Here is a 20,635-nt window from a genome sequence, read left to right on the forward strand (position 1 = left end):
CGTACCGGATTGTTTCTCAAGCACGACTAAACCCGGTACACATTCCATTTCAGTATAAAGACATTTTTTTTCGTAATTAATTGTTTGAATCTTTTGTAATATTGGTAAATTGATTTTAATGAAAGGGAGGGATTCTCATGTCCCAAATGTTAGCTTTAGTCATTGTTGTTTTCATATTATATATTGGAGATTTTATTTCTACTCGAACAAAAGCCTGGATCCCATCCGTATTTGTGAGTGCGGTTTTATTTCTTATCGGATATTGGACTTTTTTTCCAAAGGATATCGTACCTATTGCTGGTGTACCGCCAGTTGTTGCAACGATGGTGATTTATTTAATCATCACAAATATGGGGACGTTACTTTCAGTTAAAGAACTAATAAAGCAATGGAAGACGATCGTTATTGCGTTATCTGGTATTTTAGGAATTATTGCTGCGTTATTTGGAATTGGGACATTTATTTGGGACTGGAACACTGTTGTAGTTGCGATCCCGCCATTAGTAGGTGGAATCGTTTCTGCTGTTATTATGTCTGAAGGTGCAAAAGAATTAGGTCTTATGTCCTTATCTGTATTTGCCATCGTTATTTATGTCATGCAAGGTTTTGCAGGTTATCCATTAACTTCTATCGTATTAAAGAAGGAAGGAAAACGGCTTCTTAAGGAATATCGCAGTGGAAATTTATCAAAATTAGAAGCTGAACAGAGTGATTCTAGTGAAGAAGATGAACCGAAGCTATTTAAAAAGCTGCCTAAAGAGTACAACACAGATTATTTTAAATTCCTTCGTCTAGCTATTGTCGGTTTACTAGCTTATCTTGTATCAAAGTCATTTGCACCAATTTTCGAGATCAGTCCGTTTGTATTATGTTTAGTATTTGGCGTTATTGGAAGAAGTGTTGGTTTTCTGGAAAGACAAATTCTATTTAAAGCAAATGGCTTTGGAATAGGTATTATGATTTTAATGCTCTTTGTTTTTGACTCATTAAAAAATGCGACTCCAAGCATGTTGCTTGAAATTATCTATCCTTTAGTTGGAACTATTGTGTTAGGTGTAATCGGAATGTACATCTTTTCGTTCATTATCGGAAAGGTATTGAAGGTGAGTAAAGAAATGGCGTTTGCGGTTTCCTTGACAGCATTATATGGATTTCCAGCAGACTATATAATTACGAATGAAGTCATTAAATCATTAACAAAAGACAAAAAGGAACAAGAGGTTCTAACAAGTCATATGCTGCCGCCAATGCTTGTTGGAGGATTCATCACCGTTACAATGGTTTCCGTAGTATTAGCAGGTATTTTCGTAGGATTCTTGAAATAATTTTAACTTCATTCAACAGAAATTGAAAAATATTGCGGGTTCGATTTATTTGGTAAAATGAAATGGCCAAGTAATATCGGCCCGCTATCTTTCATTTTGTAAGTTCTAGTTTTGGAGGGATTCATATGTCAAAGTCTCAACAAAGAATTGAAAACCATATTAAAGAATTGCAAAAATTTACGGCAACTCCGGGAAAAGGGGTAACTCGCCTTACCTATAGTCAAGAGGATTTACTGGCAAGAAACTATATTAAAGAATCCATGGAGGAGTATGGTTTAGCAGTCCGTGAAGATGGTTTAGGCAATATTTTTGGAAGGCTTGAAGGAAGTATGAAGGATACGCCAAGTGTTATTGTCGGTTCTCACTTTGATTCAGTCCCTAACGGCGGTGCATACGATGGAGCTGCTGGAGTTGTCGCAGGTCTAGAAGTGGCTGCCCTTTTTCAAGAAAAGGGATTGAAGCCAAAATATCCATTAGAAGTTATTGCGATGATTGAAGAAGAGGGATCGAGATTCGGCGGAGGCCTCATGGGATCAAGAGGAATCATTGGCACACTGAACGAGGAAGATTTCAAAAAACTTAAGGATTCGGACGGAATTTCAACGGTTGAAGCGATGGAGGCAATCGGATTAGATTCATCCTTGGTCAAGGTAAGAGATCCGAAAACAATGAAGGCTTTCTTAGAATTACATATTGAGCAGGGCCCGATTCTAGAAGAAGCTAATATTCCAATTGGCGTTGTAGAAGCGATTGTGGGCTTGACTCAGCTTGAGGTAACGGTTGAGGGTCAAGCAGGCCATGCAGGTACAACTCCGATGGATCGCAGATCAGATGCGTTAGTGACAGCAGCAAGAATTATTGCACAATTACCTGATCTTGCCCAGAAAGAAGGGGAAGGGACGGTCATCACTACTGGCCGCTTACATGTCTATCCGAACGGTGCAAACGTTATTCCGGATAAAACAATTTTCACAATCGACATTCGTTCAGGAAAAGAAGAGAATGTTCAAAGTGTGCTGGAGAAGGTGCAGACATTAATTCAGTCCTATCAAGTAGATGGCATTCGGATCTCGGTAAAGCAGCAATTATATATTCAGCCAAAAGCACTTAGTGAAAATGTTCGTTTTCTTCTCAAGCAAAAGAGCGAAGAATTGGGAATTGCCTATTGTTCGATCAATAGCGGCGCCGGACATGATGCTATGGTCTTTTCGGATGTTACAGAGGTTGGCATGATCTTCGTACCAAGTAAAAACGGTTTAAGCCATTGTCCAGAGGAATGGTCTGATTCAGGTCATTTAGCTAATGGGGTGCATATTTTATTCGAGGCTGCGAAGAGTTTGACAGAGGCGGAATAGGAGAAAATAGGAATCCTCCAAAATGTAACTTTCGACATTTTGGGGGATTTTTATAGGAAAAAGCCAAGAGCGGTCACCAAACACTGTCAATGGTGCACGCTCCATCCAATATTTCCACCCAATGATAACCAATGTCCTCTAAGTCTAATTCTATCTGATATTTAGTCTTATGAAATATGAGTTTTCTATGAAGGAATATGTAGTTTTTCCATTTTTCGGTATAGAGTACGAACGCTTATCCCTAAATCTTCGGCTGCTTTTTGCTTGCCAATATAGCTAGTACCGTAATACTGAAGCTTCTGAATAATGACTTCCCGTTCGGCTTCAACTAGTGATGGTTCTTGTTCGTGCATTTCAATAGAAGTGCTTAAACATTTCTGAAAGAGGTAGGAGGGAAGAGATTGTTCGGTTAATACATTTTCTGTTTCCATATTCATACTATACTCAATGACATTCTCAAGCTCACGTAAATTTCCTGGCCAATGATAGGAAGAGAGTGATCTTAAGAATTCATCTGTATAGGAATAAATCGTCTTACCGGTACGATCCTGTAATTTTTTAATTATGCTTGAAACAAATAAAGGTAAATCCTCCATTCTTTCCTTTAATGAAGGAAGAGTAATGGGAATAACATTCAACCGATAAAAAAGATCCACTCGAAATAAATGATCATTCATTTGTTGAAATAATGATTGATTTGTAGCCGCTATTAGGCGAAAGTTAACCTTCCTTGAACGTGTTCCCCCAACCCGCTGAATCACGCCATCTTGTAAAACCTTTAATAGCTTTGGCTGCAAGGATAAAGGCAAATCTGCAATCTCATCTAAAAACAGCGTCCCATTATCCGCCAATTCAAGATAACCTGGTTTTCCCTTTTTTCTTGCATTCGTAAATGCTCCCTCCTCATATCCGAATAATTCACTTTCAAATAAATTCTCTGGAATTGTTGCGCAGTTTAATTCAACGAATGGTCCGTTTTGGACAGCACTTGTACTATGAATATATTGAGCTAGTAAGCTCTTTCCCGTACCTGTTTCTCCAGTAATTAATACGGAGGAGGAACTATTTTTTATGTTTCTAATAATTTTTTGAATTTGAAGGAAAGAAGGACTTTTTCCAAAAATATAGTTTGGCGCTGTTTTTGAACTTGCTTCCTCCACTTTCATTTCATTACTATCCCTCAATATGGAAACAATGATTTCTTTTAATTGTGATAGCCACTTTATGTAATAGTCTTGATTTTCTATTAAAATCCTTTCATTCCCATCAGAGAAGCTGACAAATGAAATATACCCATATTTTTTCCCATGGATGATCATGTCTTGGATTAGCTCTGCTTTAGAAGGGCAATTATTGATGAAATGACATCCTGTGCACATATTCATTTTTCCCGGCTGATGCAGAAAAGTAATGTGGTTGCCGTAAAGAGTTTTAAAGAATGGAGCGTATGCCTTTTCTCCCTTAATGTGAATATAGTTTTCTGTTGCGGCAATTAATTTTCCATCAGGATTAAAGCAGGCAATATCAAGGTGAAGGAGTTTAGAAAAAGCTTGGATAACTTTCGAAATAGAATTTAGCAGAATCATTTGTCTACTCTCCCTAAAAATTTCTATGTAAGACTCTTTTATTCTATTTATAAAATTCAGAATAGTCAATCGCATGAGGTGTCATGTGCCATTTTTGACACAACTTTTGTCATGCCTGTCAAAAAAGTCTGTCAATAAAACTGTCAAAAATTGCTGAAATATAGTTAAGTTCTTTCAAAATCATATTTATTTAATAAATGTGAAAATTGGCACAGTAATTGCAAGTAATAGATTGTAATAAAAAGGAGGGACTAAAAATGATTGACGTAAACAGCAAAGAAAATAGCAAAACATGGAGTGGATTAGATTACGAAAAATTATTAGGACTTAAAGATAAAGTGGTTGTCATTACAGGAGCTGCCTCTGGCATCGGCTTGGCAACTGCTGAATTGTTCGCAGAAGCAGGTGCAAAAGTAGCCATTATTGACATTAATGAAGAGAAAGGAACAGCCGTTGCGGGTTCAATGAATGACAGGGGGTGGAAGTCTGTATTTTTCAAATGTGATGTGACTTCATCTGCTGAATGTGAATCAGTTGCCAAACAGATTGAACAGGAGTTTGGGAGAATTGATGTTTTGTTTAATAACGCTGGTGTTATTAGAAGAAAAACGGTCGTTGATCATACAGAAGAGGATTGGGATATCGTTCTAAATGTTTCATTGAAAGGTGCCTTCTTATTATCAAAGTTTGTCATCCCAGTTATGGCGAATAATGGCGGTGGCAGTATTGTCAACACAGGTTCAGGCTGGGGGTTAAAAGGCGGAGATCTAGCGGCTTCCTATTGTGCTGCGAAAGCAGGCGTAGTCAATTTAACGAAAGCAATGGCCATTGATCATGGAAAACAAAATATTCGTGTCAATTGTATATGCCCTGGTGATACAGATACTCCATTACTTAGAGATGAAGCGAAGCAATTACAGCATGAGGAAGAGTCATTTCTTAAATCATCTGCTGTCGGGCGTCCATTAGAAAGAATTGGCACGCCATCTGATATTGCGAAAGGTGTTCTGTTCTTAGCGAGTGATATGGCCTCTTGGGTAACAGGAACAGTGTTAACGGTTGACGGCGGAGGATTAGCTTAAAATTTTTATTAAAAGGAGAGAAAAATGATGGGAAAGTATAACGCGGGAGCACATCCATATATTCCAAATACAGCTCCAGAAGTAAAAGAGGAAATGCTGAAAGAAATTGGTGTTCAAACGATTGAAGAGCTTTTTAATGGGATACCTGAAGAATTGCACTATAAAAAAGAGATGAATATCCCGGAACCATTATCAGAATATGAGTTAAAAAGATATATAGATGGGCTATTAAACAAAAATATCAATACAAAAGAATACTTAAACTTTTTAGGGGCAGGCTGCTGGAATCACTTTATTCCTTCTGTTTGTGACGAAATCAATTCACGCGCAGAATTCTTAACGGCATATGCTGGAGACCCTTATGAGGACCATGGCAGATATCAAGCGTTGTTTGAATATCAAAGCTTGATGGCCGAATTAGTAGATATGGATGTTGTCAATGTCCCAACATTTGACTGGGCTCAAGCTGCGGCAACCTCAATCCGGATGGCTGGCCGAATTACTGGCCGAACAGAGGTATTATTGCCGAAAACAATATCCCCGGACCGTTTGAAAGTTATTAAAAATTACTGTTCACCATTTATCGAGTGCATACTTGTAGACTATGAAGAAGATTCCGGTCAAATCAATTTGGCAGATCTTGAAGGAAAGCTATCTGCCAATACAGCAGCTGTTTATTTTGAAAACCCTTCCTACCTTGGTTTTATTGAAACTCAAGGTCAGAAGATTAGCAGTCTAGCAAAAAGCCATGGTGCAGTTACGGTCGTTGGGGTTGATCCAAGCTCCCTTGGCGTAATGGCTCCTCCAAGTCATTATGGCGCAGATATCGTTTGCGGCGATCTTCAGCCGCTTGGCATGCATATGAGTTATGGTGGCGGCCAATCAGGATTTATCGCCACTCATGATGATATTACTTTTGTACAGGAATATCCTTCGAGATTATTTGGGATTGCACCGACTGTAGTTGAAGGTGAATATGGTTTCGGAGATGTCTATTATGATAGAACTTCTTTTGCTCAAAGGGAGAACGGAAAGGAATCTGTTGGAACACAAACAGCTTTATGGGGGATTACAGCTGGTGTCTACTTATCATTGCTAGGGCCAACAGGAATGTATCAGTTAGGACAGTCCATCATGCAAAAATCGCAATATGCAATGGGACAGCTTGGAAACATACCTAGCGTAGTGGCATCCCGTTTTGAATCCACAAACTTTAAAGAATTCGTGGTTGATTTTAACCATACTGGTAAATCCGTGAAGGAAATTAATAAATATTTACTTGATAATGGAATCTTTGGCGGAAAAGACTTATCTGAGGATTTTCCTGAATTAGGCCAAAGCGCATTATTCTGTATTACGGAAATTCATTCGAAAAAGGATATTGATCAACTTGTTAGTACGATTCAGCAATGCTTAGATTCAGTCGAAAGCAAAGAGGAAGGGGAGAATGCACATGCAAAAAATTAATAGATCCCATAAAGTTAGAAATTTCCATCAGGCAAAGTGGGATGAGCCGATTATTTTTGAACTTCACAAAAGCGGGGAGCGAGGAGTTTCCCTTCCAGCAGTAGAAGATGAAATTATCAATAGTGTAGGAGATGGAATTTCTGCTATTCCATCTGAAATGGTTCGAAAAAGACAGCCTAATCTTCCTGAGATTTCCCAAAATCGTGTTTTGCGCCATTATTTGAGATTATCACAAGAAACACTGGGCGCGGCTTTTAACGTTGAGATTGGGCAAGGCACTTGTACGATGAAGTATTCTCCAAAAATAAACGAAACCTTTGCTTCATCACCAAAAATGTCTGAGCTTCACCCGTTACAGGATGTTAGTACAGTACAAGGAATTCTTGAAGTGACGTATAAATTAGATTTATGCATGAGAGAGATTTCGGGAATGGATTATTTCACATTTCAGCCAGGGAGCGGGACACAATCATTATTTACGATGGCTTCCATTGTACGCGCTTACCATGATGCGAACGGTGAAGGAGAACAACGGAATGAAATCATTACAACTAGTTTTTCACATCCTTCCGCGGCGGCAACGGCAGCAGTTAAAGGGTATAAAATAATCACCTTACAGCCAGACGAAGAGGGCTTCCCTGATATCGAGGAGTTAAAAGCGGTTGTTTCCGAAAGAACAGCTGGATTTGTCGTCGCGAATCCAGAAGATACTGGAATTTATAATTACCGTATTAAAGAGTTTACAAAAATTGTCCATGATGCTGGGGGAATTTGCTATTATGACCAAGCGAATGCCAACGGATTACTCGGCATTACTCGCGCCAAAGAGGCAGGCTTTGATATGTGCTTTTTTAACCTTCATAAGACATTCTCTACACCTCATGCTTGTGGAGGTCCTGCGACAGGAGCTCTCGGGGTATCAAGCAAGCTAAAGGAATTTTTGCCGGGGCCAATTGTTGAAAAACAAGATGAAAAATATGTTTTGAATGACAACTTAAAACATAGTATCGGGAAAGTACGGTCATTCCAGGGCGTCCCGCAAACAGTTCTTCGAGCCTACGCTTGGATAAGAGCGCTTGGCGCAGAAGGCTTAAAGGATGTAGCCCAAATTGCTGTCTTAAACAATAACTATTTATATCACAAAATATTAAAAATCCGCGGGGCAAGTGCTCCTTATATTAATGGAAAAAGGCTGGAGCAAGTTCGTTATAGCTGGGAACAGCTAACGAAGGAAACAGGGGTAACTACGGATGATGTTTCTCGCCGGATGGCTGATTTTGCCCATCATTATTGGTCAAGCCACCATCCATTTGTCATACCGGAACCATTTACACTTGAGCCAACAGAGTCATACTCTAAAGCAGATTTAGATGAATATATTGCTTCCTTAACACAAATTTCAGACGAAGCCTATACAAATCCAGAACTCGTGAAAAATGCTCCACATAATAGCACTATTCATCGAGTGGATGAGCAAGACTTCTTTGAAAATCCAGAAAAATGGGCTATTACTTGGCGCTCTTATTTAAAAAAGGCTAAGAGTACCGAGAAAATTAATTCCTAGTTTAAAATGACTAGCACCTAAAGTTTAAATAGACCCATCAGTGAGGACAAGGCTCTTGACTGATGGGTACTCCTGTACAGTAAAAAATAAAAGAGGAAGTGTAGAGAAGATGAAAAAACATCATCAATTAGTACTCTGTCTACTGACAATATGCATCGTTATTTTTACAGCTGCATGTGGAAAAAGCTCTGCGGAAAATACGAATGCTTCGGGTGAAAAGGAGCTATTAGTAGGAACAGATGCAGTAACACCACCATTCGTTTATATGGATAAAGGAAAAATAGTTGGATATGATGTGGACCTAATTAGTGCAATCCTGGATGAAGCAGGATATAAATATAAGATTGATAATGTCGGCTGGGATCCTTTATTTGCATTAGTTGAAAACGGGGAAGTCGATATTGGCATAACATCAATTACGATCACCGACGATAGAAAACAAACATATGATTTTGCTGATCCTTATTTTGAGTCAAAGCTGATGATTTTGGCTAAAGAGGGTACCGATATCAAAAATGCCATAGATTTAAAAGGGAGGAAGGTTGGCGTACAAAATGCAACGACTGGCCAAATTGCTCTTGAAAAAATAGTCGGTGAAAATAATTCAAATATATTAAAATATGAAACCCTTGGTGTAGCATTTATGGCACTAAAAAATGGCGATATCGAGGCAGTAATTACAGATAATACAGTGGCAAACGAATATGTCAAAAACAATCCAAATGACAAATTTGTCGCGATTCCAGATGATGAAAATTTCGAACCTGAATATTACGGAATTTTATTTAAGAAAGGCAACAGTCTGTCTGGTGAAATAAACAAGGCGTTAAAAACGATTATTGATAATGGAACATACACTGAAATCTATGAAAAATGGTTTGGAGTATCTCCTGATTTAGAGGTAATTAAAGCGCTTTCTACTGAGAAATAGCAGTTAAGTTATGGGGATTGGGCTGCGCTTTTAACAACCTCTTGAATTAGCACAGGGATGGAGTGGGTGATATGGATTTTCGTTTTGATATCATAATTGATTATTTGCCTTTTCTATTGAAAGGCTTAGCATTAACGATTGGCCTTTCAATAGGAGGAATTCTTATAGGAAGTGTTTTAGGTTTTTTCATTGCTCTTGGAAAAATGTCTAAAATTAAATGGCTTCGATTACCTTTTATTTGGTATATTAATTTCTTCCGTGGGACGCCACTATTAGTTCAACTTTTTCTCATACACTTTGGGTTCATGCCGCTATTCATGTCCCCTGCAAGCACCATTGCTTCTGCTATTGCTGCTTTATCGTTAAATTCTGCAGCGTATGTAGCAGAAATCTTTAGAGCAGGTATTCAGTCAATTGATAAAGGGCAGGAGGAGGCTGCCCGTTCACTTGGAATGAGCCAATCACTTTCAATGAGGTTTATTATTTTTCCTCAGGCCTTTAAGCGAATGATTCCTCCTTTAGGAAATGAATTTATCGTATTGCTGAAAGATTCATCATTGGCAGCCATTATTGCTGCACCAGAACTGATGTATTGGGGAAGAGCAGCATCAGGGCAATATTTCCGTATTTGGGAACCGTATTTGACAGTTGCGTTTACGTATTTCCTCTTAACCCTCTCTGTAACGTATTTATTAAATAATGTTGAAAAGAGGCTGTCAAACACATGATTAAAGTGAAAAACCTAAAAAAGACCTTTGGAGAAAACGAAGTTCTAAAGGATATCAATATACTAATTAATGAAAGAGAGGTTGTTGTTGTTATCGGACCATCTGGTTCTGGAAAATCAACCTTCCTACGCTGTCTAAATAAATTGGAAGAGGCAACCTCGGGAACAATTTTAATAAATGATATGAATTTAACGGCACCGAAAGTAAATATAAACGAGATCCGGGCAGATGTAGGTATGGTTTTTCAGCAGTTTAATTTATTTCCCCACAAAACCGTACTAGACAATATCACAATTGCTCCAATCAAGGTCCGTAAAAAGGGGAAAAAAGAAGCGGAAGAAAAGGCGTATCAGTTGCTTGAGAAGGTAGGCCTTGTCAGTAAAGCAGATGCGTATCCGGATTCATTATCAGGCGGTCAAAAACAAAGAATTGCGATTGCAAGAGCACTTGCCATGGAGCCAAAAATAATGTTGTTCGATGAACCGACCTCAGCACTAGATCCAGAAATGGTCGGGGAAGTTCTAGCCGTTATGAAGGAATTAGCTCTTGAAGGAATGACGATGGTCGTTGTAACACATGAAATGGGCTTTGCAAGAGAAGTCGGAGATCGGGTAGTATTCATGGATGAAGGATATATTATTGAGGAAGCTCCTCCAATTACTTTATTTACTGCACCTCAACATGAAAGAACGTCAGCATTTTTGTCAAAAGTGTTATAGGTAGGTAGAGAGAAGGAAGTTGCTTCTTACATTCATTTTTTCTATTGGCAGCTTACTAATATTTTCGTATAAGTTTAGGGGATTTTTAAAAATAGGATCGGGCTGTCTTTTAGATAGCTTGTTTTTCACAATAAGGTACCCGTCCTTTTGGGCAGGTACCTTATTATTTGGGGAAAATGCTGATCAGCCTAACAGATAATCCGGGATTAAAATAGACATGACGGATGTCAGCCTAGTCAATCGCGGCTAACTAGGCTGACTGTCTGATTATACGGTCAAAAATCTTATTCTAAATTGCCTTAATAAAACGAGTATAATGATTTCCATGATAATGGTCGTGACGATGCTAAATCCGATAATAAGAAAGCCTTCGGAATCATTAACATTCATAAAAAACGGAATGGCTGCCAAAGAAGCAAAGGTTCCTATTACGTAAATGAACATTCCTTTTTTCGCGCTTTTCGCAAACAGCATAAATCCTTCTTGCTCTGCCATTTCAATGAATCCAAGGAGTGCATAGTAAACCATGAATAAATGAAGAATTCCATGTACGCTTGAAATGAACATTAAGAATAGTGACAGGTTGGACAGGCTGAATTCATCCATTGGAATCGGTGGTCCTTGAAAAATTGTCACTAAAGATAGCAATGCTAAACAGATTGAAAGTCCTCTTGCTTTTGAAAAATGCGAAGAGTAAGTCAGTAGCTGCTTTAAACTAGAAACGATAATAAAATAGCCAATGAAATCAGGCAGTATATCGATTATTATGATATTAATATCAATTAGAACTAGGATTAGTCCCCAAAAGACCTTGTTGATGGAAGAAGGAATATTAGTCATTATTTTCCTCCTTAACAATCTCCCTTATTTCCTTTTCAGCTAGATAGGGTTGATATGAAAAAGAAAAATACTCAGAAAAAGTTTGTCCGTTCATTTCTTGCCCTTCCAAGGCTGCACGAATTTCATAGTAGTTAAAACGGCCAGAATCATTTTGCTGAAAAGAAAATTGATATCTTATCGACAGTAGTTCATCTTTTTTCATCATGATTGGAAATAGATCTTTAGAGAGTGATCTTCCATCATCTTGAAAAACACCAGGAACCTTTTGATTCAAGTGCTGCTGAACCTCGACTTGATTACTGTTTAGCTTTAAAGAAAGGGCGGATTTCAATTCTTCCGCATATGGAATTGCCAATCCTGTTATTTCGATATCTTTATCAGCCTTTAATATATGATACCCCGTGTGATCGCTGGAACTGCCAGAGCTTTGAGATTGTAAAACACGATCATTCCACTTATAAAATGTAATCTCCCCAATAGCCATTGTCAGACTATCCCCATTTGACAGGTGAGCTTTGACTTGATTAAAGCTAAAGGAATTTTCATCGATGTTTGTTAAAAATCTTTCATTTACTTCAAGAGAAAAAGATTTTATTTCATAGTGCCGATATTTTTGACCATGTTGAGGTGCTTTCGAATAAAATTCACCTTCCATTCCGGGAATCGTGATCCATTGGATGTCTAACTCATCGCTGCGATTCGCAATATAATGTAAATGGATGATGTATCCTTGGCTGGACGGAACATAATAATAATGCTTTAACATAATCGGCTTTTGAAGCTGGCTAGAGACAAAAAATGCATAATTTCCAACTAAACTCACAATGACCAAAGCTATCCCAGCATAAAGCAAGGATTTATCCATTTTCATCGCGTTTTCCTTTCAAACATGACATTATATATTGTATATTCCATTTTATTTGAAGTTTTCCTTTTCAGAAAAAGATTTTGTTCATCGAAATGAACGTAATTACTTATGAAGGTGGTGAAATACATGTGCTTAATCCTATTTGCTTATAAAGTCCATCCTGAATATAGGCTAATCGTTGCGGCAAACCGCGATGAATTTTATGCACGGCCAACAGCACCAGCACATTACTGGGAGGATCATCCATATATATTAGCTGGCAGGGATTTAGAAAAGATGGGCACCTGGATGGGAGTTACAACTTCCGGCAGATTTGCGGCACTAACGAATTATCGGGATCCGAATGAAATAGTGGGAGGCAAGCGATCACGAGGAGAATTGGTGGCTGGATTTTTGCAGGGTAGCGATACCCCTTTTGAATATATGAAAAAAGCCGCTGCGGATGCCATCAACTATCCAGGCTATAATCTATTAGCTGATGATGGTGAAAATTTATACTATTACTCGAATATCGAAAATGAAATAAAAAAGCTTTCCCCAGGGATTTATGGAGTTAGTAATCATTTATTAAATACGGAGTGGCCAAAGGTGAAGCGGGGCAAAGACGGATTAGCGGCAATAATTAGCGGAGAAAAGAAAAACCTTTCAACTGACCTATTTAATCTGCTGCAAGACGCAGATCAAGCTCCAGACGAAATCCTCCCTAATACGGGTGTAGCGATTGAATGGGAAAGAATTCTTTCCCCATTATTTATCCAGAGTGAAGGATATGGGACAAGAAGCTCGACTGTATTATTCATGAAAGATGAGAAAATAGATTTTATTGAACGTGTTTATTCAGTAGACTCATTCAGCAGTAATAGATTTGCAATAAAAATTACTTAAGAAGATGTTGAATTGTAAAAAAACTTTATTGTGCTAAAGTTTTTTTGTTGTATGTTTGCTTAAAAAAAGGTAAGATGAAAAATAAAAAGTTTATCAGCTATGGAGGGATTCACTATGAACAATCAAATTAAAGTAGGTATTGTTGGGTATGGAAACCTTGGCCGTGGTGTGTTAGCTGCGATCAATCAATGCCCAGATATGGAACTGGTTAGTATTTTTACAAGAAGATCACCTGAAAGTATTCATGTTAAAGATGTGAAGGTATTACATATCTCCGAAGCTGAAAAATACAAAGATAAAATTGATGTGATGATTTTATGCGGCGGTTCGGCGACTGATCTGCCTGAACAAGGCCCACAGTTTGCTCAATGGTTTAATACGGTTGATAGCTATGACACTCACGCAAAAATCCCAGAATATTTCGATTCAGTTGATCAGGCTGCAAAAGAAAGCGGGAAAACAAGTATTATCTCTGTTGGGTGGGATCCTGGTCTGTTCTCTATTAATCGTTTAATGGCTGAAGCAATCTTACCTGCTGGTGAAAATTATACGTTCTGGGGAAAAGGTGTCAGCCAAGGGCATTCAGATGCTGTCCGCAGAGTTGAAGGTGTAAAAGGAGCCGTACAATATACTGTTCCGATTGAAGAGGCTGTTGAAAAAGTAAGAAGCGGGGAAAACCCTCAGCTCTCTACTGCTGAAAAACATTTAAGAGTTTGCTATGTAGTAGCAGAAGAAGGCTATGATCAAGCGAAAATAGAAGAGACAATTAAAACGATGCCAAATTATTTTGCGGATTATATTACAGAGGTGCACTTTATTTCTGAAGAAGAGCTGCAAGCTAACCACTCCAAGCTACCACATGGAGGATTCGTGATCCGTGGCGGACAGACAGGAGAAAATAATAAACAAATCATTGAATTCTCACTTAATTTAGAAAGCAATCCGGAATTCACTTCTAGCGTGTTAGTGGCGTATGCGCGCGCTGCTTACCGTTTAAATAAAGAAGGTCAAGCTGGAGCGAAATCTGTTTTTGAAGTAGCACCAGTTTACCTGTCTCCAAAAACAGCAGAAGAATTAAGAAGAGATTTACTATAGGATGGGGCCGTCCCCCATTGACCGATAAACAGATGTCATCATATTGGCATCTGTATTCTTTTTGTCAAAAATTAACTAATAATAGCAAAATATATTGCAAAAACAGAGCGTGGAGTGTAAAATTACACTAAATATTTTGAGGGGAAGTGTCAATTTTGGGTAGAAAGCTCGGGGCTCTGATTTTATATTTCGGTATAATTCCTTTTGGACTGTCATTTTTACCGCTGGCAATATTGGGGAGTGGAGTCGAAAATATCATGAGTTCGTCCCTTATTCCGCTAATAATAGGGGGCGTAGCCTGTGGGATTTTCGCTGCAAAGAAACTAAATGAGCCAGATAAATTAAAGGAAGCCCTGCCGCTCTATTTTATGCCACTCCTTTATACTGGAATTTTATGGGTAATATTTATGATAATTAGTAAGGGGTTTTACGGTGCGGATTTGTGGTTTTATTTTGCCATTTCTCATATTGCATTCGCTCCGATATTTTTAATAGGGTCATTTATGGGAGTCGGCAGCCTTTTTATATGGGCGCCTATAGCTTATGAAATTTCATTTATAATTGCTTTGATGATTACACTGCTGCTTAGAAAAGAACGCCTAGTTTTTATACGGAAACAGTGGATAATGATTTTTGCGATCCTGGTCATTGCCTTTGGAACGGGTGCTTCCATCCAATTACAACGCAGTAAGACAGTCTTGCCATCGTACGGGTTTGACTATGGGGGAGGCTACTCTAGTACTGATTTGACACCTTATTCAGTGACGAATCCTAATCATAAACTTCCTCAGCTTCAGGAAGAATCAACTTTTACGATAACGGAACGAAATCAGATGCCCATTTTAGATGGGGCTGAAGCGGCTTATCCTGTTTATTCAGCTTTTGCTAAAGAGACGTATAAAAATATTGAAAACCTTAATGCTGGTGAAGAAATCGTCACCTTTACAAACACGATTTATGCTTATGAAAGACTGCTTTCAGGTGAAATTGACATTTATTTTGGTGCGGAGCCATCGAAATCTCAGCTAGAAATGGCGAAGAGGGCAGGGAAAGAGCTAGTGATGACCCCAATTGGCAAGGAGGCATTTGTGTTCTTTGTTAATCCGGATAATAAGGTTCACAGCTTAAGTGTTTCTGAGATTCAAGGAATCTATTCCGGAAAAATAACGAATTGGTCTGATTTGAATGGGCGCAATGAAAGAATAATTGCCTTCCAGCGACCGGAAAACTCAGGAAGTCAAACCTTATTACAAAAAATAATGGGGGATACTCCCATTATGGAGCCGCTTAAAGAGGAGGTTCCACGTGGAATGGGCGGAATTATGGAACAGGTCGCCGACTATCGAAATTATAAAAATGCGATTGGCTTCTCATTCCGCTTTTTTGCTACTGGCATGAACCCTAATCCTGATATTAAGCTGATCGCCATTGACGGAATAGAACCAAACCCGGAAAATATTTCGAGTGGCACATACCCATTTACTGCGTCCCTTTACGCTATATCGATAAAGGATAATCCTAAATCAACTATTGTTCCCTTTTTAGAATGGATGCAGGGACCACAAGGGCAAGAAATTGTTGAACAAATTGGGTATATTAAGCTTCCGGAAAATTGAAGATAAAAAAAGATGCCCTTTTAATAGAATCGGCATCTTTTTTTATTAAGCTTTATTGCCCTTTTTTCATAAGCTGCAAATCTATATAAAGCTGGCATTTTAAATTAAAATCATCCAAATCAAGCCCAGTTAGCTCAGTAATCTGCTTAATTCTGTATTTCAGTGTATTAATATGGATATAAAGCTGATCGGATGTTTGTTTGAGCCGGCAATTATTAAATAAATACACTTCTAACGTGTTTACTAAATCCGTTTGGCTTTCCTGGTCTTTTCTTTGCAGGATCAGCAATTCTTCGTTTCTATAATTCATCTGATCGTTTTGTCTTGAGATCGTTTCAAGATAACGAAAAACTCCAAGCTTTTTATATTCGAAAATTTGCTGAGTTGATCTAAGAAATTTTGCTGCATTTATTACTTCAAGAGCATCTTTATAGCTCTGATTTATTTTTTGAATGGAAGTATAAGGGCGGCCAATACCTGCATAAATAGGCTGAGTTTTAAATTGACTTAATACCGTATTAGTTAATTCATTAGCGCTCTCGGACAATTGTTCAGAATGGTCGGAGTTGCTGCCCATTACGACAATAATCTTTAGCTGATCACAAAATAGATGAGTTGGGTTTTTAAGAGCATTGGCGAATAACCGAACAGTCTCTGTCAGCTCATCAAAAATTACCTCGTCATTTTGCCCGATTGTAAAGACAACAATAACAGAGAAATTTGCAATAATGATATTTTTATTGGCTGCCTCCCACTTTATTTGATTTTCCGATTGGTAAGAATCTTGAATGATTTTCTTGAAAAACAGATCTTTTTCTTCATCTTTCTTTCGCTTTTCCTGCAATTTCTTGTAAAGGAGCTTGCCAATATGAAAAGACACATTGGATAAAAATTGGAGCTCATCATCAGTTAGCAAGTCATTAACTTCCTGAATCCAAATAAACCCAAGAATTTTATTTTTATGTTTCAAGCTTAAAACGACACGCTGATTTAAGCCAATATCTTTAATTTCCTTGACACGGAATGGTTTCGTTTCCGTTTTCAGCTTTTCCACAATACCTTCATCCATGAATTTTTCTAGAATCGAAATGGGCCACCGCTTGGAAAAGATGGTTTGCTGGTTTGCATTATCAAATTGTTCGATATAAAAAGAGCTGTAGGCTAGTAAAGAAAATTGCTCATTCTCGATCACAACAGGCTTTTTCAAATAGGAACTAATTAAATCTGTAATTTCATCAATATCTGTTAATGTGAATATTTTATCGATTGGCTGATTCATACGGCTGCTCCTTTCCATAAAATTTACTACGTATCTATTCAAGTATTAATTATTATGTAAAATTAAAAACCCTAGATTCTATCATACTTTCAATAGGTTTATATGTATAGCCCTTCCTAGGTTGTTTCATAAAACAAAGTTATTGTTAAAAAAGTGTATAAAGCTATGTTGCGTTTATGAGGTTTGAATTGAAAAACGCTGATAAGAAGGGCTTCAAGGTAAGGGGGGGGGAGTTCTAGACAAATACTAACATAGAAGGATTCAATGTAAGGGTTTTGCTGTAGTTAGAGGAAAAATGCAAACATAGAAGGGCTCAATGTAAGGGTTTTAGTGTAGTTAGAGGAAAAACGCAAACATAGGAGGATCCAATGTAGCTGCTTTGTTGTACTGCCATGAAAAACACTAACATAGAAGCATCTTTAAATGTATTTTTCAGAAGGTAATGGATTTAATTCAAAAATAAAAGAACCAACCGGCAATGCACACCGATTGATTCTCCTAACCTAATGATATATGAATGTCTTAAAACATTTCGGAAGTTGTTTTTGCTTGCATGTGAAGAAGGAGGTAATCAGGGCCGCCTGCCTTTGAATCCGTTCCTGACATGTTGAAGCCTCCGAATGGCTGATAGCCAACGATAGCACCCGTACAACCACGGTTGAAATAAAGGTTACCAACATGGAAATCCTCACGTGCTTTTTCCATGTTTTCACGGTTATTGGTAATAACCGCACCAGTTAAACCGTACTCTGTGTTGTTCGCAATTTCGATTGCCTCATCGAAATTCTTCGCTTTTGTGAAGCCAACGACAGGGCCAAAAATCTCTTCCTTCATGATGCGTGCTTCTGGAGAAAGATCTGCAAATACTGTTGGTTTAATGAAGTAGCCTTTAGAATCGTCTCCTTCTCCGCCTGTCATAAGCTTTCCTTCTTGTTTCCCGATTTCGATGTAGCTCATAATTTTATCGAATGCACTTTGGTCAATGACCGTTGCCATGAAGTTAGTTGGATTGGTTGGATCTCCTTGTGTAAGCTCGTTAGTTAATTCCACAACACGGTCTAATACTTGATCATATACGTCTTCTACAATAACTGCACGTGAGCATGCAGAGCATTTTTGACCAGAGAAGCCGAAAGCTGATTTCACGATCGATTGAGCGGCTAATTCTAAGTCAGCTTCGTTATCAACAACAATTGTATCTTTACCGCCCATTTCAGCGATTAGGCGTTTCATCCAAATTTGGCCCTCGTTAATTTTTGAAGCACGTTCGAAAATGCGAAGACCGACATCACGAGAGCCCGTGAAGGAGATGAAACGTGTCTTCGGATGATCAACTAAGTAATCCCCTACTTCAGCGCCGCTTCCAGGAACAAAGTTTAGAACGCCTGCAGGAAGTCCAGCTTCTTCCATTACCTCTACGAACTTAGCAGCTACAATTGGTGTAGTAGAAGCAGGTTTTAAGAGAACAGTGTTTCCAGTTACGATTGCTGCAACTGTTGTTCCAGCCATGATCGCAAACGGGAAGTTCCATGGTGAAATGATGATGCCTACCCCTAGTGGAATATAATCATAGCGGTTGTATTCACCAGGACGGCTTTCGACAGGAACACCGTCTTTGATTCGGAGCATTTGACGAGCATAGTATTCTAGGAAATCTATTGCTTCAGCTGTATCTGCGTCAGCTTCATTCCATGGCTTACCAGCTTCTTTTGTCAGAAGGGCAGAGAATTCATGCTTGCGGCGGCGAATGATTGCAGCTGCTTTGAATAATACGTCTGCACGCACTTCAGGTTTTACTTTTTTCCAAGATTCGAATGCTGTAACAGCTGCCTGCATTGCTTTTTCAGCAAGGTCTTTGCTTGCTTTCGAAACACTTCCGATTACTTCCTGCTTATTAGCTGGGTTATAGGAAACAATTTTGCTATCGGTTGTTATTTTTTCATTGCCGATTACAAGAGGATAATCCTGGCCAAGGTAGCCTTCTACGAGTTTAATAGCTTCTAAGTATGCTTGTTTATTTTCTTCAATTGAAAAATCAGTAAATGGTTCGTGTTTGTATGGGATCATTTTTTTCGCTCCTTTAGTTACTTGAGATTTTTTTCTTAATTTTTTACCATACCTTTGAAAGCAAATGCAATATTAGCTGGTCTTTCTGCTAATCTTCTCATGAAATAGCCGTACCAATCTAAACCATAAGGTACGTAGACACGGAATTTATAGCCTTGCTTTACTAAATCAAGCTGTGTTTTATTTCTCATTCCGTAAAGCATTTGGAATTCAAAAAGATCATTTGGGATGTTATGCTCTTTGGCAAGATTTATCGTATACTCGATGATTTGATCATCATGAGAAGCAATCGCTGTATAATTGCCGCTTAATAAGCTTTGCTTAATGAGCTTTTTATAATTTTCATCCACGTCTTTCTTATCAGGATAGGCAACATCTGCCGATTCTTTATAAGCACCTTTTACAAGACGCAGGAATGGCTGATAGACGCTAAGATCTTTCAAGTCCTGCTCAGTACGGTAGAGGTAAGCTTGAAGAACCGTGCTGACACAGCTGTATTTTTCTCTTAACTGTTTGAAAATATCAATCGTAGCCTGGCAGCGAGGCACATCTTCCATGTCGATGGTCACCATGATTTGATGCTTTTCAGCTGTATCGAGAATTTTAGTCATATTCTTCATAACTAAATCACGATCAATATCAAGTCCTAATGAGGTCGTTTTCAGAGATACTTGAGAATCCAGCTTTTCCTTGCTAATCATTTCGATGGTACGAATACATTCTTCCGTACGTTCGTTTGCAATCTCAACTGAATTAACGAATTCTCCTAAATGGTCGACTGTTACAGATAATCCTTGATTATTTAATTTTCTGATAAATTCAATTGAGCTTGGAAAATCTAGTCCGCCAATCAGTTTACCTTGTGCAAACTTTCCTCCTCTTTTTTGAGCGATTTTAGTAAGAAGATCGTTCTTTGAAAGAAATAAGAAAAAGTCCCTTGTTAATGCTTCCACTTATATAAACACCTCCGAAATTGCATTAAATCCCCGCATAATGGGTATTTCTTCTATTACTTTAAATTCTACAATTCTGTGACAACTATCTACAATGTTAGTGTAATACAATTATTTGATTGTTCTTTTGTTGCTTTTGGACAAAAAGTTTATCGCAGATTAACGGGCTGTAAGATCCCCATTTCAAGAAGTGGAGTAAAATGTGTAGATCAACAGCCCGTAAAGGCCCGATTGTAGGAACACAGACTGAAAACGCCACGTCCTGTGGCAACGTC

17 protein-coding genes are annotated in these 20,635 nt (G+C 38.3%); 11 read left to right on the plus strand and 6 right to left on the minus strand.

What is annotated here, in order from left to right; translation table 11 throughout:
• Positions 1-137: 137 nt before the first annotated feature.
• A complete protein-coding gene (locus V7127_RS05170; RefSeq protein WP_335354366.1) occupies positions 138-1,325 on the plus strand; it encodes a hypothetical protein in 1,188 nt (395 codons plus the stop codon).
• A 125-nt stretch (positions 1,326-1,450) separates the two neighbouring features.
• Positions 1,451-2,680: a Zn-dependent hydrolase gene (locus tag V7127_RS05175; protein ID WP_335484108.1), complete on the plus strand. Its 1,230-nt coding sequence runs from the start codon at positions 1,451-1,453 to the stop codon at positions 2,678-2,680.
• Positions 2,681-2,865: 185 nt separating this feature from the next.
• On the opposite strand, the gene V7127_RS05180 is transcribed toward V7127_RS05175, so the two are convergent.
• Entirely contained in the window at positions 2,866-4,266 is a 1,401-nt protein-coding gene (locus V7127_RS05180) for a sigma-54 interaction domain-containing protein (RefSeq protein WP_335484110.1), read from the minus strand.
• Between the two features lie 257 nt (positions 4,267-4,523).
• Between V7127_RS05180 and V7127_RS05185 the strand changes: the two genes are divergently transcribed.
• The 6 genes from V7127_RS05185 (at position 4,524) to V7127_RS05210 (ending at position 10,757) form a co-directional block, all read left to right on the plus strand.
• Entirely contained in the window at positions 4,524-5,348 is an 825-nt protein-coding gene (locus V7127_RS05185; RefSeq protein WP_335484112.1) for an SDR family NAD(P)-dependent oxidoreductase, read from the plus strand.
• Positions 5,349-5,375: 27 nt separating this feature from the next.
• Positions 5,376-6,815, plus strand: a complete 1,440-nt coding sequence (gene gcvPA / locus V7127_RS05190) for an aminomethyl-transferring glycine dehydrogenase subunit GcvPA (protein WP_438823969.1) — start codon at positions 5,376-5,378, stop codon at positions 6,813-6,815.
• A complete protein-coding gene (gene gcvPB / locus V7127_RS05195) occupies positions 6,802-8,379 on the plus strand; it encodes an aminomethyl-transferring glycine dehydrogenase subunit GcvPB (RefSeq protein WP_335484117.1) in 1,578 nt (525 codons plus the stop codon). The genes gcvPA and gcvPB overlap by 14 nt, the downstream gene beginning before the upstream one ends.
• Positions 8,380-8,488: 109 nt before the next feature.
• Positions 8,489-9,310 (plus strand): basic amino acid ABC transporter substrate-binding protein, encoded by an 822-nt coding sequence (locus tag V7127_RS05200; RefSeq protein WP_335354360.1) that lies wholly within the window; start codon positions 8,489-8,491, stop codon positions 9,308-9,310.
• A gap of 71 nt (positions 9,311-9,381) precedes the next feature.
• Entirely contained in the window at positions 9,382-10,038 is a 657-nt protein-coding gene (locus V7127_RS05205) for an amino acid ABC transporter permease (RefSeq protein ID WP_335354359.1), read from the plus strand.
• On the plus strand, positions 10,035-10,757 hold the full coding sequence (locus tag V7127_RS05210) for an amino acid ABC transporter ATP-binding protein (RefSeq protein WP_335484119.1): 723 nt from the start codon (positions 10,035-10,037) through the stop codon (positions 10,755-10,757). The genes V7127_RS05205 and V7127_RS05210 overlap by 4 nt, the downstream gene beginning before the upstream one ends.
• Positions 10,758-11,024: 267 nt before the next feature.
• Here the strand turns inward: V7127_RS05210 and V7127_RS05215 are convergent, their stop codons facing one another.
• Entirely contained in the window at positions 11,025-11,597 is a 573-nt protein-coding gene (locus V7127_RS05215) for a hypothetical protein (protein WP_335484121.1), read from the minus strand.
• On the minus strand, positions 11,590-12,468 hold the full coding sequence (locus tag V7127_RS05220) for a hypothetical protein (RefSeq protein WP_335484123.1): 879 nt from the start codon (positions 12,466-12,468) through the stop codon (positions 11,590-11,592). The genes V7127_RS05215 and V7127_RS05220 overlap by 8 nt, the downstream gene beginning before the upstream one ends.
• A gap of 123 nt (positions 12,469-12,591) precedes the next feature.
• On the opposite strand from V7127_RS05220, the gene V7127_RS05225 reads away from it, so the two are divergent.
• From V7127_RS05225 to V7127_RS05235, 3 genes are all read left to right on the plus strand, one after another.
• Complete coding sequence (locus V7127_RS05225) at positions 12,592-13,350, plus strand: NRDE family protein (RefSeq protein WP_335484125.1); 759 nt, start codon at positions 12,592-12,594, stop codon at positions 13,348-13,350.
• Between the two features lie 114 nt (positions 13,351-13,464).
• Positions 13,465-14,445, plus strand: coding sequence for a diaminopimelate dehydrogenase (locus tag V7127_RS05230; RefSeq protein ID WP_335484127.1), 981 nt, complete (start codon positions 13,465-13,467; stop codon positions 14,443-14,445).
• Positions 14,446-14,600: 155 nt separating this feature from the next.
• Positions 14,601-16,061 carry a substrate-binding domain-containing protein gene (locus tag V7127_RS05235; RefSeq protein WP_335484129.1) on the plus strand — a complete coding sequence of 487 codons (1,461 nt, stop codon included), beginning with the start codon at positions 14,601-14,603 and terminating at the stop codon, positions 16,059-16,061.
• A gap of 52 nt (positions 16,062-16,113) precedes the next feature.
• Here the strand turns inward: V7127_RS05235 and V7127_RS05240 are convergent, their stop codons facing one another.
• From V7127_RS05240 to V7127_RS05250, 3 genes are all read right to left on the minus strand, one after another.
• Positions 16,114-17,340, minus strand: coding sequence for a PucR family transcriptional regulator (locus V7127_RS05240; RefSeq protein WP_335484131.1), 1,227 nt, complete (start codon positions 17,338-17,340; stop codon positions 16,114-16,116).
• Between the two features lie 522 nt (positions 17,341-17,862).
• Positions 17,863-19,407: an L-glutamate gamma-semialdehyde dehydrogenase gene (pruA, locus tag V7127_RS05245; protein WP_335345622.1), complete on the minus strand. Its 1,545-nt coding sequence runs from the start codon at positions 19,405-19,407 to the stop codon at positions 17,863-17,865.
• A 35-nt stretch (positions 19,408-19,442) separates the two neighbouring features.
• Entirely contained in the window at positions 19,443-20,360 is a 918-nt protein-coding gene (locus V7127_RS05250) for a proline dehydrogenase family protein (RefSeq protein ID WP_335484133.1), read from the minus strand.
• Positions 20,361-20,635: the final 275 nt, after the last annotated feature.

The organism is Bacillus sp. JJ1773, from assembly GCF_036962035.1.
Classification (GTDB): domain Bacteria; phylum Bacillota; class Bacilli; order Bacillales; family Cytobacillaceae; genus Cytobacillus.

Excerpts from the sequence above, each read along its gene's own strand:
- V7127_RS05170 (WP_335354366.1), top strand. The coding sequence starts at position 138 with ATGTCCCAAATGTTAGCTTTAGTCATTGTTGTTTTCATATTATATATT.
- V7127_RS05175 (WP_335484108.1), top strand. The coding sequence starts at position 1,451 with ATGTCAAAGTCTCAACAAAGAATTGAAAACCATATTAAAGAATTGCAA.
- V7127_RS05180 (WP_335484110.1), bottom strand. The coding sequence starts at position 4,266 with ATGATTCTGCTAAATTCTATTTCGAAAGTTATCCAAGCTTTTTCTAAA.
- V7127_RS05185 (WP_335484112.1), top strand. The coding sequence starts at position 4,524 with ATGATTGACGTAAACAGCAAAGAAAATAGCAAAACATGGAGTGGATTA.
- gcvPA (WP_438823969.1), top strand. The coding sequence starts at position 5,376 with ATGGGAAAGTATAACGCGGGAGCACATCCATATATTCCAAATACAGCT.
- gcvPB (WP_335484117.1), top strand. The coding sequence starts at position 6,802 with ATGCAAAAAATTAATAGATCCCATAAAGTTAGAAATTTCCATCAGGCA.
- V7127_RS05200 (WP_335354360.1), top strand. The coding sequence starts at position 8,489 with ATGAAAAAACATCATCAATTAGTACTCTGTCTACTGACAATATGCATC.
- V7127_RS05205 (WP_335354359.1), top strand. The coding sequence starts at position 9,382 with ATGGATTTTCGTTTTGATATCATAATTGATTATTTGCCTTTTCTATTG.
- V7127_RS05210 (WP_335484119.1), top strand. The coding sequence starts at position 10,035 with ATGATTAAAGTGAAAAACCTAAAAAAGACCTTTGGAGAAAACGAAGTT.
- V7127_RS05215 (WP_335484121.1), bottom strand. The coding sequence starts at position 11,597 with ATGACTAATATTCCTTCTTCCATCAACAAGGTCTTTTGGGGACTAATC.
- V7127_RS05220 (WP_335484123.1), bottom strand. The coding sequence starts at position 12,468 with ATGAAAATGGATAAATCCTTGCTTTATGCTGGGATAGCTTTGGTCATT.
- V7127_RS05225 (WP_335484125.1), top strand. The coding sequence starts at position 12,592 with ATGTGCTTAATCCTATTTGCTTATAAAGTCCATCCTGAATATAGGCTA.
- V7127_RS05230 (WP_335484127.1), top strand. The coding sequence starts at position 13,465 with ATGAACAATCAAATTAAAGTAGGTATTGTTGGGTATGGAAACCTTGGC.
- V7127_RS05240 (WP_335484131.1), bottom strand. The coding sequence starts at position 17,340 with ATGAATCAGCCAATCGATAAAATATTCACATTAACAGATATTGATGAA.
- pruA (WP_335345622.1), bottom strand. The coding sequence starts at position 19,407 with ATGATCCCATACAAACACGAACCATTTACTGATTTTTCAATTGAAGAA.